This window comes from Pseudomonas sp. GW704-F2 (assembly GCF_059423025.1).
In genome coordinates, this window is sequence record NZ_JBWKXO010000056.1 from 13,228 (window position 1) to 28,581 (window position 15,354).

The window sequence follows — 15,354 nt, forward strand, 5'->3', positions numbered from 1 at the left end:
ACGCTCCTGATATTTTTTTTATGGTGTGGCAAAGGCTGTGGCAGGGCGCTACGTGCCGGTAGCGCTGGTGACCTCCATGGCGGCTCGGGTGGGTGGGCGGCCCAGGTAGATTTCGGCCACCTGAGGGTTGTTGGCCAAGGCTTGGGCGCTGCCTTCAAGCACGATTTCCCCGACTTCGAGCACGTAGCCGTAGTCGGAAATCTTCAGCGCGGCGCGGGCGTTTTGCTCGACCAGCAGGATCGACACGCCGCTCTGGCGCAGGGTCTCGAAGATCGTGAAGATTTCGCCGATCACCCGCGGGGCCAGGCCCAGGCTGGGTTCGTCGAGCATCAGCAAGCGCGGCTTGGCCATCAGTGCGCGGCCGATGGCAAGCATCTGGCGTTCGCCGCCCGACAGGGTGCAGGCCGGCTGACTGCGCCGTTCGTACATGCGCGGGAACAGGCCGAAGACTTCGTCGAGGGTCTTCTGGTGGTCGCGAAAGCCACGCCGATGACGGCTGAAGGCGCCCAGGCGCAGGTTGTCCTCGACGCTCATCAGGCCGAACAGTTCGCGGCTTTCCGGCACCAGCGCCATGCCCTTGTCGATGCGCTGGGCGACGTCGTGGTGCGCCAGCAGCGGCTGGCCGGCGTAACTCACCTGGCCCTGTGCTGGCAGCAGGCCGATCAGCGCCGCCATCAAGGTGGTCTTGCCGGCGCCGTTGGGGCCGATCAGGCTGACGATCTGGCCTTCCTCCAGGCTCAGGTTGAGTTGGCGTACCGCTTCGACCTTGCCGTGGCTGATCGTCAGGTTGCGTACATCCAGCAGGCGACTCATTCGACACCTCCAAGGTAGGCGGCAAGCACCGCAGGGTTTTGCTGTATCTGCAGCGGCGTGCCACCGGCCAGGCGCTGGCCGAATTCCATCACCACGATCTGGTCGGCCAGGCCCATGACGAACTCCATGTCGTGCTCCACCAGCAGCACGCCGAGGCCTTCGCTGCGCAGTTGTTCGAGCAGGTGGGCGAGTGCCTGCTTTTCGGCATGGCGCAGTCCGGCGGCGGGTTCGTCGAGCAACAGCAACAGGGGATCGCTGCACAGCGCTCGGGCAATTTCGACGATGCGCTGCTGGCCCAACGGCAGGCTGCCGGCGGGGGTGTGCAGGGCGGCGCCCAGGCCCACGCGTTCGATCTGGCGCCGGGCTTCGGCCAGCAGGGCGGCTTCCTCTTCGCGCTCCAGATGCAGCATCGAGCGCAGCAGCCCGGCTTTGCCCCGGGCATGGGCGCCGAGGGCGACGTTTTCCAGGACGCTCATGTCCGGCAACAAACGCACATGCTGGAAGGTGCGGCTGACGCCCAGTCGGGCGATGGCACGCGGCGACAGGCCGTCGATGCGCTGGCCGAGAAAAACGATCTGGCCGGCATTGGGCGCCAGCACCCCGGACAACAGATTGAACAGGGTCGACTTGCCAGCGCCGTTGGGACCGATCAGCGCGGTGATTTCGGCGCCATTGACGGTCAAACCCATGTCCTTGTTGGCCACCAGTCCGCCAAACTGCTTGAGCAGACCTTCTGCGACCATCAACGGCTGCCCGTTGGCGGGCATCGTCCGGCGGGGCAGCGCATGGGCCGGGTGCTCGGGCAGCGGACGGGGTCGTGCCGTCGGGAACAGGCCACTCAGTAATGGCAACAGGCCGCCACGGGCATATTGCAGGACCAGGATCACCAGCACGCCGAAGAAAATCATCTCGACGTTGTCGGCGTGTCCGAACAGCTGTGGCAGTACGTCTTGCAGCACCTGTTTGATCAGGGTCAGCAGGGCTGCGCCGAGCAGTGCGCCCCAGAGGCTGGCAACGCCGCCGAGCACGATCATGAACAGATACTCGATACCCATCACCACCGAGAACGGCGTGGGATTGACCACACGTTGCAGGTGCGCGTACAGCCAGCCCGACAACGCCGCGAGCAGGGCCGCGATGATGAACAACTGCAAGCGGCTGCGCGCCGTGTCGATGCCCATCGCCTCAGCCATGCCGGCGGAATCCTTGAGGGTGCGGATGGCGCGGCCCTGGCGGCTGTGCAGCAGGTTGTCGAGCAGCCACAGGCTGATCGCCAACAGCAGCCCAATCAGCAGGCTGAAGTCGGCCGGGTCGCGGACCTGCCAGCCGAACAGGCTGATATTCGGCAGGTTTTGCAGGCCGCCGAAGCCGCCCAGCCCGGGCAGGTTGCCGAACAGGTAAAACAGCGCCAGGCCCCAGGCCAGGGTGCCGATGGGCAGGTAGTGGCCGGCCAGGCGCAGGGTCAACAGACCCAGGCTGGTGGCAACCACAAGGGTAATCGCCAGGCCCGCGAGCAAACCGAGCCAGGGCGACAGGCCATATTGGGTGGTCAGCACCGCGCTGGCGTAGGCGCCGATACCGACGAACGCGGCCTGGCCGAACGAGGTCATGCCGCCGATGCCGGTCAGCAGCACCAGGCCCAGGGCGACCAGGCTGTACAGGCCGATGTAATTCAGCAGCGTGACATGGAAGGTCGGCAGCAGCACTGGTGCCAGGCCCGCCAGAAGCAGCAGGGCGAACAGGGGGATCAGTCGACGGATCATCAGTGTTGCTCCTCAAGGTGAGGGTGCTTCAACGAGAGCCACAGCAGTACCGGGATCACCAGGGTGAACACGATCACCTCCTTGTAGGCCGAGGCGCCGAAGTTGGCGAAGCTCTCCAGGACACCGACGAAAAACGCACTGGCCGCGGCAATCGGGTAACTGGCCAGGCCGCCGAAGATCGCAGCGACAAACCCCTTGAGGCTGATCAGAAAGCCCGAGTCGTAGTACAGGGTGGTCAGCGGGCCGATCAGCACGCCGGAAATGGCGCCGATCAACGCCGCCAGGCCGAACGCCGCCTTGCCGGCCAGCTGTGTGGGGATGCCCACCAGTTGCGCGCCCTTGCGATTCAGTGCCGTGGCGCGCAGGGCCTTGCCATACAGGCTGTGGCCGAAGAACGCGTAGAGCAGGCCGATCAGCAGCAGGGCGCTGGCGATCACCAACAGGCTTTGCAGGCCCACCGGCAGCTCACCGAGCATGAACACCGCTTCGGCCAGGGCATCGGTGCGAACCCCTTCTGCGCCGAACATCAGCAAGCTGATACCCACCAGCGTGATGTGTACGGCCACCGATACGATCAGCAGCAACAGCACCGAGGTCTCGGCCACCCGTTGATACACCAGGCGATACAGCAGCGGCCCCAGCGGCGTGACCAGCGCCAGGGTCAGCAGGATCTGCAACACGGCCGGCAAACCGGCCAGCTCGAAGGTGTCCAGCACCACCCACAGCACCGTCGGCAAACCCAGGTAGCGTGCCAGCAGGCCGGGCACCCGGCGCGATTGACCACGGCGCAGCGCGGCGATGCTGTCCAGTGTGCAGGCGGCCAGCGAGCAGCCGAGCAGCAGCCACAGGGTGCCGGGCACCAGCCCCAGTTGCAGGGTGGCCAGGGTCAGGGCGCTGTAGGTGACGAAGTCGCCCTGACACACCAGGATGGTGCGCGTCACCGAGAACACCAGCACCAGGGCCAGCGCCACCAAGGCATAAATCGCGCCCGTGGTCAGGCCGTCCTGGGCGAGAAACGCCAGTATTGAGATATCCATGAGCGGCCCTCAGCGAGCGGTAGGAAAGGGAGGCGAAGGTGTGCGCCAGCGGGCGCCGGTCAATGCCGTGCCGGGGTGCTGTCGTCGAGAGGGCGAGGTGTCAAGCGCGCAGGGAGTGGCCGTGCGCAGGGGGGCATGCAAGTGCATAGTGAGGTACCCGTTTTCTATTCTTATTGTCGTGTGGATAAGCCTGAGGGAGCGCCATACACAGCTTTAAAATACACATGTGAATGTGTATGTATAGACTACGCGGGAGGGTAGGCGCTTTGTCAATAGGCGCCGCTGTAACGGTTTGTTTAAAGGCGGAGTTCTGATCTATGTTGTTGTTTTCAGATAAAAAAATAAAATAATCTTTTTCATCTGAAAAGTTCAGCACCCAGTGCGCGTGCTGCTTTGTGATCTTGAAAGATACATTTATGTATTTTTATGAATGCCGACGCAGGTCGGCATCCGGGCTCAGGCGGGGAGGGTGCAGGATTCGGGGATCAGGATGCCGGCCATGCGCTGGCTGCGTTCCAGGCGTTGTTGCGGGGTGTCTTCGCTGTGCAGCAATGACAGGCTGATCTGGTAGGCATAGATCAGGTAGGCGCGGTCCTGGGCATCGCCACTGGGCACGCCGGCCTGGATCAGCAAGCCTTCGATGTAGCTCAGGCGGTGGCTGTCGACTTCGTCGATGGCCTGGCGCGCCTGCTTGTCGCGGCGGGCCCAGCCGCGAATGCCCAGCTCGATCGAGGCGGCGTCCTTGGCGGTCTGCCCGTGGGAGGGCAGTTCGAGCAGGCGATGCAGTTGTTGCAGCGGCGAGCTGTGGGCATTGCGCAGGTGCAGAATCACATCTTCGGTGGCGCGTGCGCGCCAGTTGCCGAGGATGCCTTCGAGCAGTTCCCCGCGACTTTTGAAGTGGTAGTAGAAGCTGCCACGGGTGATCTTCAATTCCTTGGCCAGGGTATCGACCCGCACAGCGTCGACGCCGCTGGTAACCAGGACTTCCTGTGCCGCATGAATCCAATCTTCCCGCGTGAGGTTGGTGCGTGATGACATTGTCTAGGGGCCTTGTCCAACAAGCTGGATAAGCGCCAGGGCACAGCAGCGTTCGACGCCCGCCTTGGCAGCGAGCCGCCATTCTAACGCCCGGCGCAACGACGAAGCTATTGCCAGCGCACCGACTGTGGCCCGCGCATGGGGGCTGCGTGTGCTCGGATTCTAGAGTACATGTGTGTAGGTTGGCTTTTAGATTATTTGCACAAAGCCACGTTTTTTTAATTGACGCAGGTCAAATCGGTAAATAGCATACAGATACACATCTGTATGTTAAGAATAAGAACCGGAGGCCGACATGAGCGCAAATCCCAAGACTCTGCTTGCAGCAGGGCACCAGACTCACTACCACGAAGCCGGTCAGGGCGAGGCCTTGTTCCTGTTGCATGGTTCGGGCCCCGGTGTATCGGGCTGGGCCAACTGGGCCAATACCGTGCCGGTGTTCGCTGATCGCTGGCGCGTGGTCGTGCCGGACATCGCCGGCTTCGGCTTCACCGAGTTCAAGGACGACGCCAAGTACGACATCAAGCTGTGGGTCAACCATCTGCTCGGCATCATGGATGCCCTGGACATCGAAAAAGCCTCGTTCGTCGGCAATTCGTTTGGCGGCGCGCTGGCCATCGGCCTGGCGGTGTTCGCACCGGAGCGGGTCAAAAAGCTGGTGTTGCTCGGCACCCCGGCCGGTGACTTCGTGCAGACCCCAGGCTTGCGCGGCGCCTGGGAATACGAGCCATCGCTGGACAACATGCGCGAGCTGATGAAGCTGTTCCCCTATGACGTGTCGCTGATTACCGAGGCGATGGTGCAGGCACGTTACGAAGCCAGTGCGCGCCCTGGTGCCCAGCAGGCGCTACGCAAACTGATCCCGCAGCCGGCCGCCGACGGTCCGACCCTGGTCAAGGGCTTTCCCGCGGCCGCGTTGGCCAAGATCGTCGCGCCGACGCTGGTGGTACACGGCCGTGAAGACCGCGTGGTGCCGCCCGAGTGCGGGCTGCTGATCGCCAACAGCATTCCCGATGCCGACCTGCACCTGTTCGGGCGCTGTGGGCACTGGGTGCAGAGCGAGCAGCCGCGCCGCTTTGCCGCGCTGGTCCGCGATTTCCTCAGCGAGTAGGCCGGTATGAGCAGAAACGTTATGGAGCGTGCGCTCTGGCAGCTGTGCGTCGAGCGTGTCGCCAAAGAGCGCTTTCGGCAGGACGCGGTCGGGTTCCTCGGGCGTTTTGCCCTGGAGGAGGCCGAGGTCCGCATGATCGTCGAGTTCGATGTTGCCGGGCTGCAGGCGGCCGGGGTCAACCCGATGCTGACCATGGGCTTCTGGCAGGAGCTTGCCCCTGACCGCAACATGAGCCTCTACAAACAGCGCCTGGGCGCTACCGACGAACACAGCGCGGGATTTTCCGCCGCGCTCAAGGGGTGAACCGATGGGCAAGATAGTAGGCGGCTTCTGGATGCCGCATGACCCGGTAATGTTCGTGGCACCCGACGCGCCGCCGTTGGCGCAACGTGAGGCGGTATGGGCTGCATACGAAGCCTGCGCCGAACGCCTGGCGGCCTTGCAGCCGACCTCGGTGATCATCGTCGGTTGCGACCATTACATTCTGTTCGGCACCCATTGCCTGCCGCGCTATGTGATCGGCACCGGCGATGTGGATGGCCCCATCGATCGCCTGCCGGGCCTGGAACGTGGCGCGGTGCGCAATCATCAAGCGTTGGCCGCGCACATTGTCGAGCACGGCGATGGGCAGGGCGTGGACTGGACCGTGGCGCGCAGTTTTACCGTCGACCATTCCTTTTCCATTCCGCACCAACTGGTGGTCAAGCCGGCCGAGGCCTTGCTCGGGCGTGAGTTGCCGAGCATTCCGGTGTACCTGGCGTGCGGCGTTGACCCGTACATCTCGCTCCAGCGTTCGGCCGACCTCGGCCGGCAGCTGCGGGCGGCCGTCGAAGCGTTCGATGCCGACGAGCGTGTGGTGATTATCGGCAGTGGCGGTATCAGCCACTGGGTCGGCACCGCCGAGATGGGCCGGGTGGCCGAAGACTTCGATCGCGAGATTCTCGCCCTCGGCGTCAATGGCGACCTGCAAGCGCTGTGCGCCTACAGCGACGAAGAGATCCTGCGTCGGGCCGGCAACGGCGCGATGGAAATCCGTAACTTCGCCTGCGCCCTGGCCGCCATCGAGCGCCCGCAGGGCGAAGTGATTGCCTATGAAGCCGTACCCGCCTGGGTCACCGGGCTGGGCTTTGTGCAACTGAGTGTGAGGGCCGAGCATGAGCCGTGTATTACTTTGCCAACGTGATGAGCTGGCGCCAGGGGAGCTGAAGAAGGTTGCCCACCGCGAGGGCGACGCCATCTGCGTCTACAACCTGGGGGGCACGTTCTACGCCACCACCGACATGTGTACCCACGCCACCGCTTCGCTGGCCGAGGGCGACCTGGAAGACGACCTGATTACCTGCCCGGTCCACTGGGGCCAGTTCCATGTGCCCAGCGGCAAGGCGGTGACGTTTCCCTGCGAGCGCCACTTGCGCACCTACAAGGTCATCGTCACCGACCGCGAGGTGTTCGCCGACATCGCCCTGGAGGCTGACGAGGCGCTGGCCGCCGCCAACAGCCCGGTGTGACCGGGCCGCTGTCCAACCGTATTCCTGTGAGTCTGAACCATGGATAACAACAAACACATACCGCTCAGAACCATTGAAAGCACGCCCGCCCTGGGCAACCTCGACCGTATCTGCGACATGGAGGAAGGGCGCCTGTCCGGCAAGGTCTTCTGGGACCCGGCGATCTACGAGCAGGAGCTGGAGAAAATCTTCGCGCGCTGCTGGCTGTTCGTCGCACACGAGTCCCAGCTGCCCAAGTCCGGCGACTACCTGACCACCTCGATGGGTGAAGACGAAGTGCTGGTGGTGCGCCAGAAGGACGCCTCGATCAAGGTCTTCCTCAATGCCTGCCCGCACCGTGGCAACAAGGTGTGCTTTGCCGAGGCCGGCAACGCCCGCGGCTTTATCTGCAACTACCATGGCTGGTCGTTCGGTGCCGATGGCGGCCGGCTGATGGGCATGCACGAGTCCAAATGCTACGAAGAAAGCCAGTTCGACAAGTCCAGGCACGGCCTGCGCGAGGCGCGTGTCGCCAGCTATAAAGGCCTGGTTTTCGCCACATTTGCCAGCGATGCGCCGACCCTGGAGGAATACCTCGGGCCGATGACCTGGTACATGGACGTGATGCTCGACATGGATGAAGGCGGCAGCGAGTTTCTCGGTGGTTGCATCCGCTCCACCATTGAGTGCAACTGGAAGATCGCCGCCGAGAACTTCGTCGGTGACATCCTGCACGGCGGCTGGACCCACGATTCGGCGGCCAAGGCCATGCTCGGCGGGCCGGTGGCGAATGTCGGCGAGTTGCCCGAGTCGTACTCGGTGAACTGGAATGGCCACGGCTACGAGTTCGCCACCGACGTGGTCGGCAACGCCGCGACCCTGGGCGAGAAAGACATCAACAAATACCTGCACGTGCTGCGTCCCAAGGTGGCGGACCGCCTCGGTGAATTCCGCTCGCGGCTGATCGGGGCGATTTCCTCGTTCACCGTGTTCCCCAACTTTTCCTTTCTGCCGGGGCAAAACACCGTTCGCATCTGGCAGCCGCGCGGCCCGCACAAGATCGAGCTGTTCACCTGGGTGATCGTCAACAAAAACGCCCCGCAGGACATCAAAGACAAGTGGCGGCGCGGCGCGATGATGACGTTCTCGCCCACCGGGGTGTTCGAGATGGACGACGGCGAGAACTGGGAGTACTGCACCAAGAGCAGCCGTGGCGTGGTCACGCGTTATCAGGACCTGTACGTCGGCCTGGGCATGCACACCCGTCTCGAAAACAGCGAGTTGCCCGGCAATGTGTTCAAGGGCCAGCTCAACGAATGTAATGCGCGGGCGTTCTATCAGCGCTGGAAGGACCTGCTGCAGGCACCGACCTGGGCCGATGTTCCGGACCGCAACGGCACGCTGCGCTGAGGGGGCCAGATGACACACGAACAACAGGACAGCCTCGTTTCAGTCGAGGAAACCCGCCGCGTCGAACAGTTCTTGCTGCGCGAAGCGCGCCTGCTCGACGGCGAATGCTGGGACGCGTGGCTGCACGGTCTCAGCGAAGCCATCCACTACTGGATGCCGGGCATCGAGAACCGGCGCCGCGAGGACAAATCCGGGCCCTATCGCCTGGAACACATGGCCTTCTTCGATGACGGCATGCGCGAACTCAAGCGCCGCGTGGCACGCTTCAAGCAGCCGTCGGCCTGGGCCGAGAACCCGCCGACGCGCAACGTTCACCTGATCAGCAACATCGAAGTGTATGCCGGCCCGGCGCCGGGCGAATACCTGGCCTACTCGTGCTTTATCAACGTGCGCAGCCGCGGCCTGGACGAGCATCACCAGATCGCCGGCCGGCGCGAGGATGTACTGCGCCTGGAGGCCGACGGCCTCAAGTTGCTCAAGCGCAAGATCCTGATCCCTAACGCGATGTTGCTGTGCAAGAACATCAACACCTTCCTCTGAGGGCTGGCATATGGCTTGGTTAAAAGGGCAGGTGGCATTGGTCACCGGCGGTACCGGCGGGATTGGCAGCGCCATCGTCCGTCGTTACGTGGCCGAGGGCGCGCGCGTCGCGGTCATGGGCCGCGATGCGGCGCAACTGGCCGCGTTGGCTGACACGCTTGGCGACGCGGTCATCACGATTGAGGGGGATGTGTCGCGGTATCAGGACAATCAGCGTGCAGTGGCGGCGACCCTTGAGGCGTTTGGTAGGCTTGACACCTTCGTCGGCAACGCTGCCGTGTTCGATTATTTCACGCGCCTGGACCGTATTGCCCCGGAAGAGTTCGAGGGCGCCTTCCAGAAACTCTTCGCCACCAACGTGCAGGGTTATCTGCTGGGCGCGCAAGCCTCGATCGAGGCACTGCGCGAAACCCGGGGCAGCATGATCTTTACCCTCTCCAACAGTGCCTTTTATGCCGGCGGCGGTGGCATTCTCTACGTCACCGCCAAGCATGCGTTGGTGGGCATGATTCGCCAGCTGGCTTACGAGCTGGCGCCGGACATCCGCGTCAACGGCGTGGCTCCGGGGGCGACCAACACGCCGATGAAAAGCCTGGAAGGCTTGAACAGCCGCAGTGTGCCGCTGAACCAGATCCCGGGCTTCGAAGCCGGTGCGGCGCAGGCGGTGCCGTTGCAACGGATTGCCGAGCCCGAAGACCACACCGGGCACTACGTGCTGTTGGCCTCGCGGGAAAATTCCGGCCTGACCACGGCGAACATCATCCACAGCGATGGCGGCTGGGAGATCCGCAGTGCCGGTGCAGCCAAGCCGCGCAAGGCCTGAGCCAGGCCGACGCCTTGATAACTAGAATAAGAGAGATGCGTGATGACAAGAACAAGCCTGAGTGCACCGCAACAGCAACTCCTGAACCTGTTTGCCGGGCTCAACCTCCCGGTCCTCGCGGCGCCGATGTTCCTGGTGTCGGGGCCGGCCCTGGTGGCCGCCTGCTGCCAGGCCGGCATCGTCGGCAGCCTTCCGGCGCCCAATGCGCGAACGGTCGAGCAATTGCAGGAATGGCTGGAGCAGATCAGCCGCGAGCGTGAGCTGGCGCAGCAACGCGGCGAGCAGTGGGCGCCATGGATGCTCAACATGATCGTACACAGCACCTACGACCGCTTCGACGCCGAGCTCGAGTTGGTGCGCCGTTATCAGCCGCCTATCGTGTCCACCGCCCTGGGTAGCCCCAAGCGCGTCCTTGAAACCGTACACGCTTATGGCGGCGTGGTGATCGCCGACGTGATCAGCCCGGCACTGGCGCGCAAGGCGGTGGCCGCTGGCGTCGATGGCCTGGTCCTGGTGTGCAACGGGGCGGGCGGGCATACCGGCAGCTACAACCCGTTCGCCTTCGTCGCCGAAGTGCGCCAGTTCTGGGACGGCCCTCTGGGCTTGGCCGGGGCGATTTCCAACGGCCGCGACATCCATGCGGCACAGGTATTGGGCTGCGATTTCTCGCTGGTCGGAACCCGTCTGATTGCCGCCCATGAAAGCCTGGTGGAAGCCGCCTACCGCGACATGTTGGTGGCCTGCTCGCTGGATGACGTGACCACCACCAAGGCGGTCAGCGGCGTGCTTGCCAACTGGATGCGGCCGTCGCTGGAAAAGGCCGGTATCGACCCCAGCGCCGAAAACCGCGCCAGCATCGACTTTTCCGGTGACATCTCCACTGCCAACAAAGCCTGGAAACACGTGTGGTCGGCCGGCCAGGGCGTAGGCCAGATCACCGGCACCTACAGCGTGGCGCAACTGGTGGACGAGTTGCACCAGGGGTATCGCGAAAGCCGCGCACGTCAGTTGTGAGCCATCCAGAACCGTTCAGGAGCAAACCCATGCACCACGAAAACCTTCAGGCCGCCGCCGCTGCGCTGGCCCTGGCGCGGTCGAGCCGCAGCCCTTGCCCACGCATTTCCGAGCGTTTCGACATCCAGTCGTTGCACGACGCCTACGCCGTGCAAGAGATCAACACCCAGGCCGCCCTGGCTGCCGGTCGGCGCCTGAGCGGGCGCAAGATCGGCCTGACGTCCCTGGCGGTACAGCAGCAGTTGGGCGTCGATCAGCCCGATTTCGGCATGCTGTTCGCCGACATGGAATACCGCGATGGCGAGACCATCGACAGCACCCGGCTGATCCAGCCCAAGGTCGAGGGCGAAATCGCCTTCGTCCTGGGGCGCGATCTCCCTCACCCCGATACGACCCTGGGCGAATTGCTGCGCGCCGTCGACCATGTGCTGCCGGCCCTGGAAATCGTCGACTCGGCGATCGAGGACTGGAAGATCACCCTGGTCGATACCGTGGCCGACAACGCTTCATCAGGCCTCTACGTGCTGGGCAAGACCCCTGTCAACCTGCGCGGCCTGGACCTGGCGCTCGAAGGCATGCTGCTGGAGAAGAACGCGGCCCAGGCGGCCATCGGCGTGGGGGCCGCGTGCATGGGCAACCCACTCGACGCTGCGCTGTGGCTGGCGCGCACCATGGCCCTGACCGGGCGCCCGTTGCAGGCGGGCGACGTGCTGTTGTCGGGCGCGCTCGGGCCCATGGTGCCGGTGGTGGCGGGCGACGGCGTGCGCTTGCGCCTCACCCGCCTGGGTGAAGTGAGCTGTCGTTTCGGCTGAGGCCGGCAGGCAACAACCCTGCTACCGGGCTGACGACCCGGTGGCGATTACAACAATAAAACGAGTGAGCAGCGGGCTGATGGCCTGCCGTATTCACGAGGGCGTGCAATGTACGATTTTTTCAATGATCCGACCCAATTGGCCCCTGCCAAGGTGCTGTATGAGGCACGAGCCGACGGCAGCTTCGTGCTGAGTTCCCCCGAACCCCTGCAGCCCTATGCGCGCTGTATCGGGCAGTGGCTCGAACACTGGGCGGTGCAGACACCGCAGCGTGCCTACCTGGCCGAGCGGCGCGGCGCCGGCTGGTTCAGCCTGAACTATGCCCAGGTGCGCCAGCGCGTGGGGGCATTGGCCCAGGGCTTGCTCGAGCTGGATCTGCCGGCCGGGCGCCCGCTGCTGATGCTCTCGGAAAACGATCTGGACCAGGCGCTGTTGACCTTGGCGGCGCTGCACGTGGGCATCCCGGTGTCGACGATTTCCGTGGCGTACTCGCGCAACACCGGCAGCGGGTGCAGCAAACTCAAGGCGATTGTCGAGGTGCTCAAGCCGGCGCTGATTTTCGTCAACGACGGCGATGCCTATTGCCGTGCCATCGAGTTGGTCAACCCGGATTGCCCGGTGGTGGCGGCGCGCAACGCCCAGGAAATTCGCGGGGCGCTGGCCTTGCCGCTGTTGTACAAGGCCGAAAGCCCAGCGGTGATGCAAGCGTTTGCACGGCTCGACGGCGACACCCCGGCGCGCTACCTGATGACGTCCGGTTCGACCGGTGCGCCCAAGGCGGTGGTCAATACCCACGGCATGCTCTGCGCCAACCAGCAGGCGATTGCCCAGTGCTGGCGCTTTCTTGAACACGAAGAACTGGTGGTGCTCGACTGGTTGCCCTGGAGCCATGTGTTCGGCGCCAACCACAACTTCAACCTGGTACTGCGCAACGGCGGCACCTTGTACATCGATGACGGTCTGCCGTTGCCGGGGCAAATCGACCGCACCGTGGAAAACCTCAAGTCGGTGCGACCCACCCTGTACTTCAACGTGCCGCGCGGCTACGAGGTCTTGCTGCCGTACCTCGAGCGCGACGAGGTACTGGCGCGCGCTTTGTTCGGGCGTCTGCGCATGCTGTTCTACGCCGCTGCCGCGCTGCCCCAGAGCAGTTGGGCGCGGCTGGCGGCGTGTGCCACCAAGGTCCGCGACACCCCGCTGTTCTTTGCCACCGAGTGGGGCTCGACCGAGACGTCGCCGGTGGTCACCAACGTGCATTTCGCCGCCGACAAGGCCGGCATCATCGGCCTGCCGGTACCGGGCACGCAGCTCAAGTTCGTGCCCTGCGGCGACAAGCTGGAGATGCGCGTGCGCGGGCCGTCGGTGTTCCCGCGCTACCTGAAGGACCCGGTCAGCAGCCTGGCCGCGTTCGATGAGGAGGGCTTCTACCGCATTGGCGACGCGGGGCGCTTGGTCGACCCGCAGCGGCCGGAGTTGGGGGTGCAGTTCGACGGTCGGGTGACTGAAGACTTCAAACTCAGCAGCGGCACCTGGGTGTCGGTGGGCACCCTGCGTCCACGCCTGGTCAGTGCCTTGGCGCCTTACGTCAGCGATTGCGTGATCTGTGGGCATGATCGCGACGTGATCGGTGCGCTGATCTACCCGAGCCCGGCCCTGCGCGATCTGCTCGGTGCCGCCGGACAACAGATGAGCGGCGCACAACTGGCGATGCAGTCCGAGGTGCGCCTGGCCTTGTGTTCGGGGCTGCTGGCGCTGGCCAAGGAGTTCCCGGCGTCGTCCCAACATGCCATGCGCCTGGTGATTCTCGATTCGCCGCCCAGCCTCAACGACGGCGAAATCACCGACAAAGGCTACATCAACCAGCGCATGGCGCTGAGCCTGCGCGCCGAGGCCGTGACGCGGCTGTACGCCGACAGCCTCGAGCCCAGCGTCATCCTCCTCGCTGAAGTCTACGGAGAAGCCGTATGAACCCTGCAAAACTCAAAGTCGCCATCATCGGTTCCGGCAACATTGGCACCGACCTGATGATCAAGATCCTGCGCAACGCCAAACACCTGGAAATGGCGGTCATGGTCGGCATCGACCCGGCCTCCGACGGCCTCGCCCGCGCCCAGCGCATGGGCGTGGCCACCACCCATGAAGGCGTCGAAGGCCTGACCCGCATGGAGGTGTTCCAGCACATCGATTTCGTCTTCGATGCCACCTCAGCCGGCGCGCATGTGCAGAACGATGCGTTCCTGCGCGCGATCAAGCCCGGCATCCGCCTGATCGACCTGACGCCAGCAGCCATCGGCCCGTACTGCGTACCGGTGGTGAACCTGGAGCAGAACCTCGATCAGCTCAACGTCAACATGGTCACCTGCGGCGGCCAGGCGACTATCCCGATGGTCGCCGCGGTGTCGCGGGTGGCCAAGGTGCATTACGCCGAGATCGTCGCCTCGATCGCGAGTAAATCCGCCGGGCCCGGCACCCGCGCCAACATCGACGAATTCACCGAAACCACGTCCAAGGCCATCGAAGTCATCGGCGGCGCGGCCAAGGGCAAGGCGATCATCGTGATGAACCCGGCCGAGCCGCCGTTGATCATGCGCGACACGGTGTTTGTGCTGTCCGAAGCGGCGGATCAGGCGCTGGTCGAAGCCTCCATCGTCGAGATGGCGGCGGCCGTGCAGGCCTATGTGCCGGGCTATCGCCTCAAGCAAAACGTGCAGTTCGACGTGATTCCGGCAGATGCGCCGCTGAACATTCCTGGCCTGGGCAAATTCTCCGGCCTGAAAACCTCGGTGTTCCTCGAAGTCGAAGGCGCCGCCCATTACCTGCCGGCCTACGCCGGCAACCTCGACATCATGACCTCCGCAGCCTTGGCCACCGCCGAGCGCATGGCGCAGTCGATGCAACAGGCCTGAGGAGAGCGACATGAACGGTAAGAAAATCTACATCTCCGACGTGACCCTGCGCGACGGCAGCCACGCGGTGCGTCATCAGTATTCGTTGCAAAACGTGCAGGACATCGCCCGCGCCCTGGACAAGGCCAAGGTCGACTCGATCGAAGTCGCCCACGGCGACGGCCTGCAAGGCTCAAGCTTCAACTACGGCTTCGCGGCGCACACCGACCTGGAATGGATCGAAGCCGCCGCCGATGTGATCAGCCACGCCAAGATCACCACGCTGTTGCTGCCCGGCATCGGCACCGTGCATGACCTCAAGGCGGCCTACAACGCCGGTGCCCGCGTGGTGCGGATCGCCACCCATTGCACCGAGGCCGACGTCTCCAGACAGCACATCGAATACGCCCGCGAACTGGGCATGGACACCGTCGGCTTCCTGATGATGAGCCACATGATCCCGGCCGAGCAGCTCGCCGCCCAGGCCAAGCTGATGGAAAGCTACGGCGCGACCTGCGTGTACATGGCCGACTCCGGCGGCGCGATGAACATGCAGGACATCCGTGATCGCTTCCGTGCGTTCAAGGCCGTGCTCAAGCCGGAAACCGAAACCGGCATGCA

Annotated in this window: 16 protein-coding genes; 12 read left to right on the forward strand and 4 right to left on the reverse strand. The window is 64.2% G+C overall.

What is annotated here, in order from left to right; all coding sequences use genetic code 11:
• Positions 1-48: 48 nt before the first annotated feature.
• The 4 genes from AC07W0_RS28335 to AC07W0_RS28350 form a co-directional block, all read right to left on the reverse strand.
• Positions 49-804 carry an ABC transporter ATP-binding protein gene (locus tag AC07W0_RS28335; protein ID WP_232566609.1) on the reverse strand — a complete coding sequence of 252 codons (756 nt, stop codon included), beginning with the start codon at positions 802-804 and terminating at the stop codon, positions 49-51.
• Between the two features lie 5 nt (positions 805-809).
• Complete coding sequence (locus tag AC07W0_RS28340) at positions 810-2,576, reverse strand: branched-chain amino acid ABC transporter ATP-binding protein/permease (RefSeq protein WP_102618767.1); 1,767 nt, start codon at positions 2,574-2,576, stop codon at positions 810-812.
• A complete protein-coding gene (locus AC07W0_RS28345) occupies positions 2,576-3,613 on the reverse strand; it encodes a branched-chain amino acid ABC transporter permease (RefSeq protein WP_102618766.1) in 1,038 nt (345 codons plus the stop codon). The genes AC07W0_RS28340 and AC07W0_RS28345 overlap by 1 nt, the downstream gene beginning before the upstream one ends.
• Before the next feature lie 456 nt (positions 3,614-4,069).
• Positions 4,070-4,651 carry a TetR/AcrR family transcriptional regulator gene (locus AC07W0_RS28350; protein ID WP_017847303.1) on the reverse strand — a complete coding sequence of 194 codons (582 nt, stop codon included), beginning with the start codon at positions 4,649-4,651 and terminating at the stop codon, positions 4,070-4,072.
• Positions 4,652-4,946: 295 nt separating this feature from the next.
• Between AC07W0_RS28350 and AC07W0_RS28355 the strand changes: the two genes are divergently transcribed.
• The 12 genes from AC07W0_RS28355 to dmpG form a co-directional block, all read left to right on the forward strand.
• Complete coding sequence (locus tag AC07W0_RS28355; protein WP_102618765.1) at positions 4,947-5,762, forward strand: alpha/beta fold hydrolase; 816 nt, start codon at positions 4,947-4,949, stop codon at positions 5,760-5,762.
• A 6-nt stretch (positions 5,763-5,768) separates the two neighbouring features.
• On the forward strand, positions 5,769-6,065 hold the full coding sequence (locus tag AC07W0_RS28360; RefSeq protein ID WP_032804499.1) for an extradiol ring-cleavage dioxygenase: 297 nt from the start codon (positions 5,769-5,771) through the stop codon (positions 6,063-6,065).
• A 4-nt stretch (positions 6,066-6,069) separates the two neighbouring features.
• A complete protein-coding gene (locus AC07W0_RS28365) occupies positions 6,070-6,945 on the forward strand; it encodes a DODA-type extradiol aromatic ring-opening family dioxygenase (protein WP_046383254.1) in 876 nt (291 codons plus the stop codon).
• The gene (locus tag AC07W0_RS28370) at positions 6,917-7,270 is read left to right on the forward strand and encodes a non-heme iron oxygenase ferredoxin subunit (RefSeq protein ID WP_017847307.1); all 354 of its coding nucleotides are present in this window, start codon (positions 6,917-6,919) and stop codon (positions 7,268-7,270) included. The genes AC07W0_RS28365 and AC07W0_RS28370 overlap by 29 nt, the downstream gene beginning before the upstream one ends.
• 39 nt (positions 7,271-7,309) lie before the next feature.
• On the forward strand, positions 7,310-8,659 hold the full coding sequence (locus AC07W0_RS28375; RefSeq protein ID WP_017847308.1) for an aromatic ring-hydroxylating dioxygenase subunit alpha: 1,350 nt from the start codon (positions 7,310-7,312) through the stop codon (positions 8,657-8,659).
• A 9-nt stretch (positions 8,660-8,668) separates the two neighbouring features.
• Positions 8,669-9,199, forward strand: coding sequence for a 3-phenylpropionate/cinnamic acid dioxygenase subunit beta (locus tag AC07W0_RS28380; RefSeq protein WP_017847309.1), 531 nt, complete (start codon positions 8,669-8,671; stop codon positions 9,197-9,199).
• 10 nt (positions 9,200-9,209) lie between these two features.
• Positions 9,210-10,022, forward strand: a complete 813-nt coding sequence (hcaB, locus tag AC07W0_RS28385; RefSeq protein ID WP_017847310.1) for a 3-(cis-5,6-dihydroxycyclohexa-1,3-dien-1-yl)propanoate dehydrogenase — start codon at positions 9,210-9,212, stop codon at positions 10,020-10,022.
• Positions 10,023-10,064: 42 nt separating this feature from the next.
• A complete protein-coding gene (locus AC07W0_RS28390; RefSeq protein WP_017847311.1) occupies positions 10,065-11,036 on the forward strand; it encodes an NAD(P)H-dependent flavin oxidoreductase in 972 nt (323 codons plus the stop codon).
• A 29-nt stretch (positions 11,037-11,065) separates the two neighbouring features.
• The gene (locus tag AC07W0_RS28395; RefSeq protein ID WP_102618764.1) at positions 11,066-11,848 is read left to right on the forward strand and encodes a 2-keto-4-pentenoate hydratase; all 783 of its coding nucleotides are present in this window, start codon (positions 11,066-11,068) and stop codon (positions 11,846-11,848) included.
• A gap of 108 nt (positions 11,849-11,956) precedes the next feature.
• Positions 11,957-13,816 carry a feruloyl-CoA synthase gene (locus AC07W0_RS28400; RefSeq protein ID WP_017847313.1) on the forward strand — a complete coding sequence of 620 codons (1,860 nt, stop codon included), beginning with the start codon at positions 11,957-11,959 and terminating at the stop codon, positions 13,814-13,816.
• The gene (locus AC07W0_RS28405) at positions 13,813-14,754 is read left to right on the forward strand and encodes an acetaldehyde dehydrogenase (acetylating) (RefSeq protein ID WP_207255205.1); all 942 of its coding nucleotides are present in this window, start codon (positions 13,813-13,815) and stop codon (positions 14,752-14,754) included. Before AC07W0_RS28400 ends, AC07W0_RS28405 begins: the two co-directional genes overlap by 4 nt.
• Before the next feature lie 10 nt (positions 14,755-14,764).
• A partial coding sequence (dmpG, locus tag AC07W0_RS28410; RefSeq protein ID WP_046486454.1) for a 4-hydroxy-2-oxovalerate aldolase occupies positions 14,765-15,354 on the forward strand: 590 nt, incomplete at its 3' end.

Excerpts from the sequence above, each read along its gene's own strand:
- AC07W0_RS28350 (WP_017847303.1), bottom strand. The coding sequence starts at position 4,651 with ATGTCATCACGCACCAACCTCACGCGGGAAGATTGGATTCATGCGGCA.
- AC07W0_RS28390 (WP_017847311.1), top strand. The coding sequence starts at position 10,065 with ATGACAAGAACAAGCCTGAGTGCACCGCAACAGCAACTCCTGAACCTG.
- AC07W0_RS28400 (WP_017847313.1), top strand. The coding sequence starts at position 11,957 with ATGTACGATTTTTTCAATGATCCGACCCAATTGGCCCCTGCCAAGGTG.
- AC07W0_RS28340 (WP_102618767.1), bottom strand. The coding sequence starts at position 2,576 with ATGATCCGTCGACTGATCCCCCTGTTCGCCCTGCTGCTTCTGGCGGGC.
- AC07W0_RS28375 (WP_017847308.1), top strand. The coding sequence starts at position 7,310 with ATGGATAACAACAAACACATACCGCTCAGAACCATTGAAAGCACGCCC.
- hcaB (WP_017847310.1), top strand. The coding sequence starts at position 9,210 with ATGGCTTGGTTAAAAGGGCAGGTGGCATTGGTCACCGGCGGTACCGGC.
- AC07W0_RS28405 (WP_207255205.1), top strand. The coding sequence starts at position 13,813 with ATGAACCCTGCAAAACTCAAAGTCGCCATCATCGGTTCCGGCAACATT.
- AC07W0_RS28360 (WP_032804499.1), top strand. The coding sequence starts at position 5,769 with ATGAGCAGAAACGTTATGGAGCGTGCGCTCTGGCAGCTGTGCGTCGAG.
- AC07W0_RS28355 (WP_102618765.1), top strand. The coding sequence starts at position 4,947 with ATGAGCGCAAATCCCAAGACTCTGCTTGCAGCAGGGCACCAGACTCAC.
- AC07W0_RS28370 (WP_017847307.1), top strand. The coding sequence starts at position 6,917 with ATGAGCCGTGTATTACTTTGCCAACGTGATGAGCTGGCGCCAGGGGAG.
- AC07W0_RS28345 (WP_102618766.1), bottom strand. The coding sequence starts at position 3,613 with ATGGATATCTCAATACTGGCGTTTCTCGCCCAGGACGGCCTGACCACG.
- AC07W0_RS28365 (WP_046383254.1), top strand. The coding sequence starts at position 6,070 with ATGGGCAAGATAGTAGGCGGCTTCTGGATGCCGCATGACCCGGTAATG.
- AC07W0_RS28395 (WP_102618764.1), top strand. The coding sequence starts at position 11,066 with ATGCACCACGAAAACCTTCAGGCCGCCGCCGCTGCGCTGGCCCTGGCG.
- AC07W0_RS28380 (WP_017847309.1), top strand. The coding sequence starts at position 8,669 with ATGACACACGAACAACAGGACAGCCTCGTTTCAGTCGAGGAAACCCGC.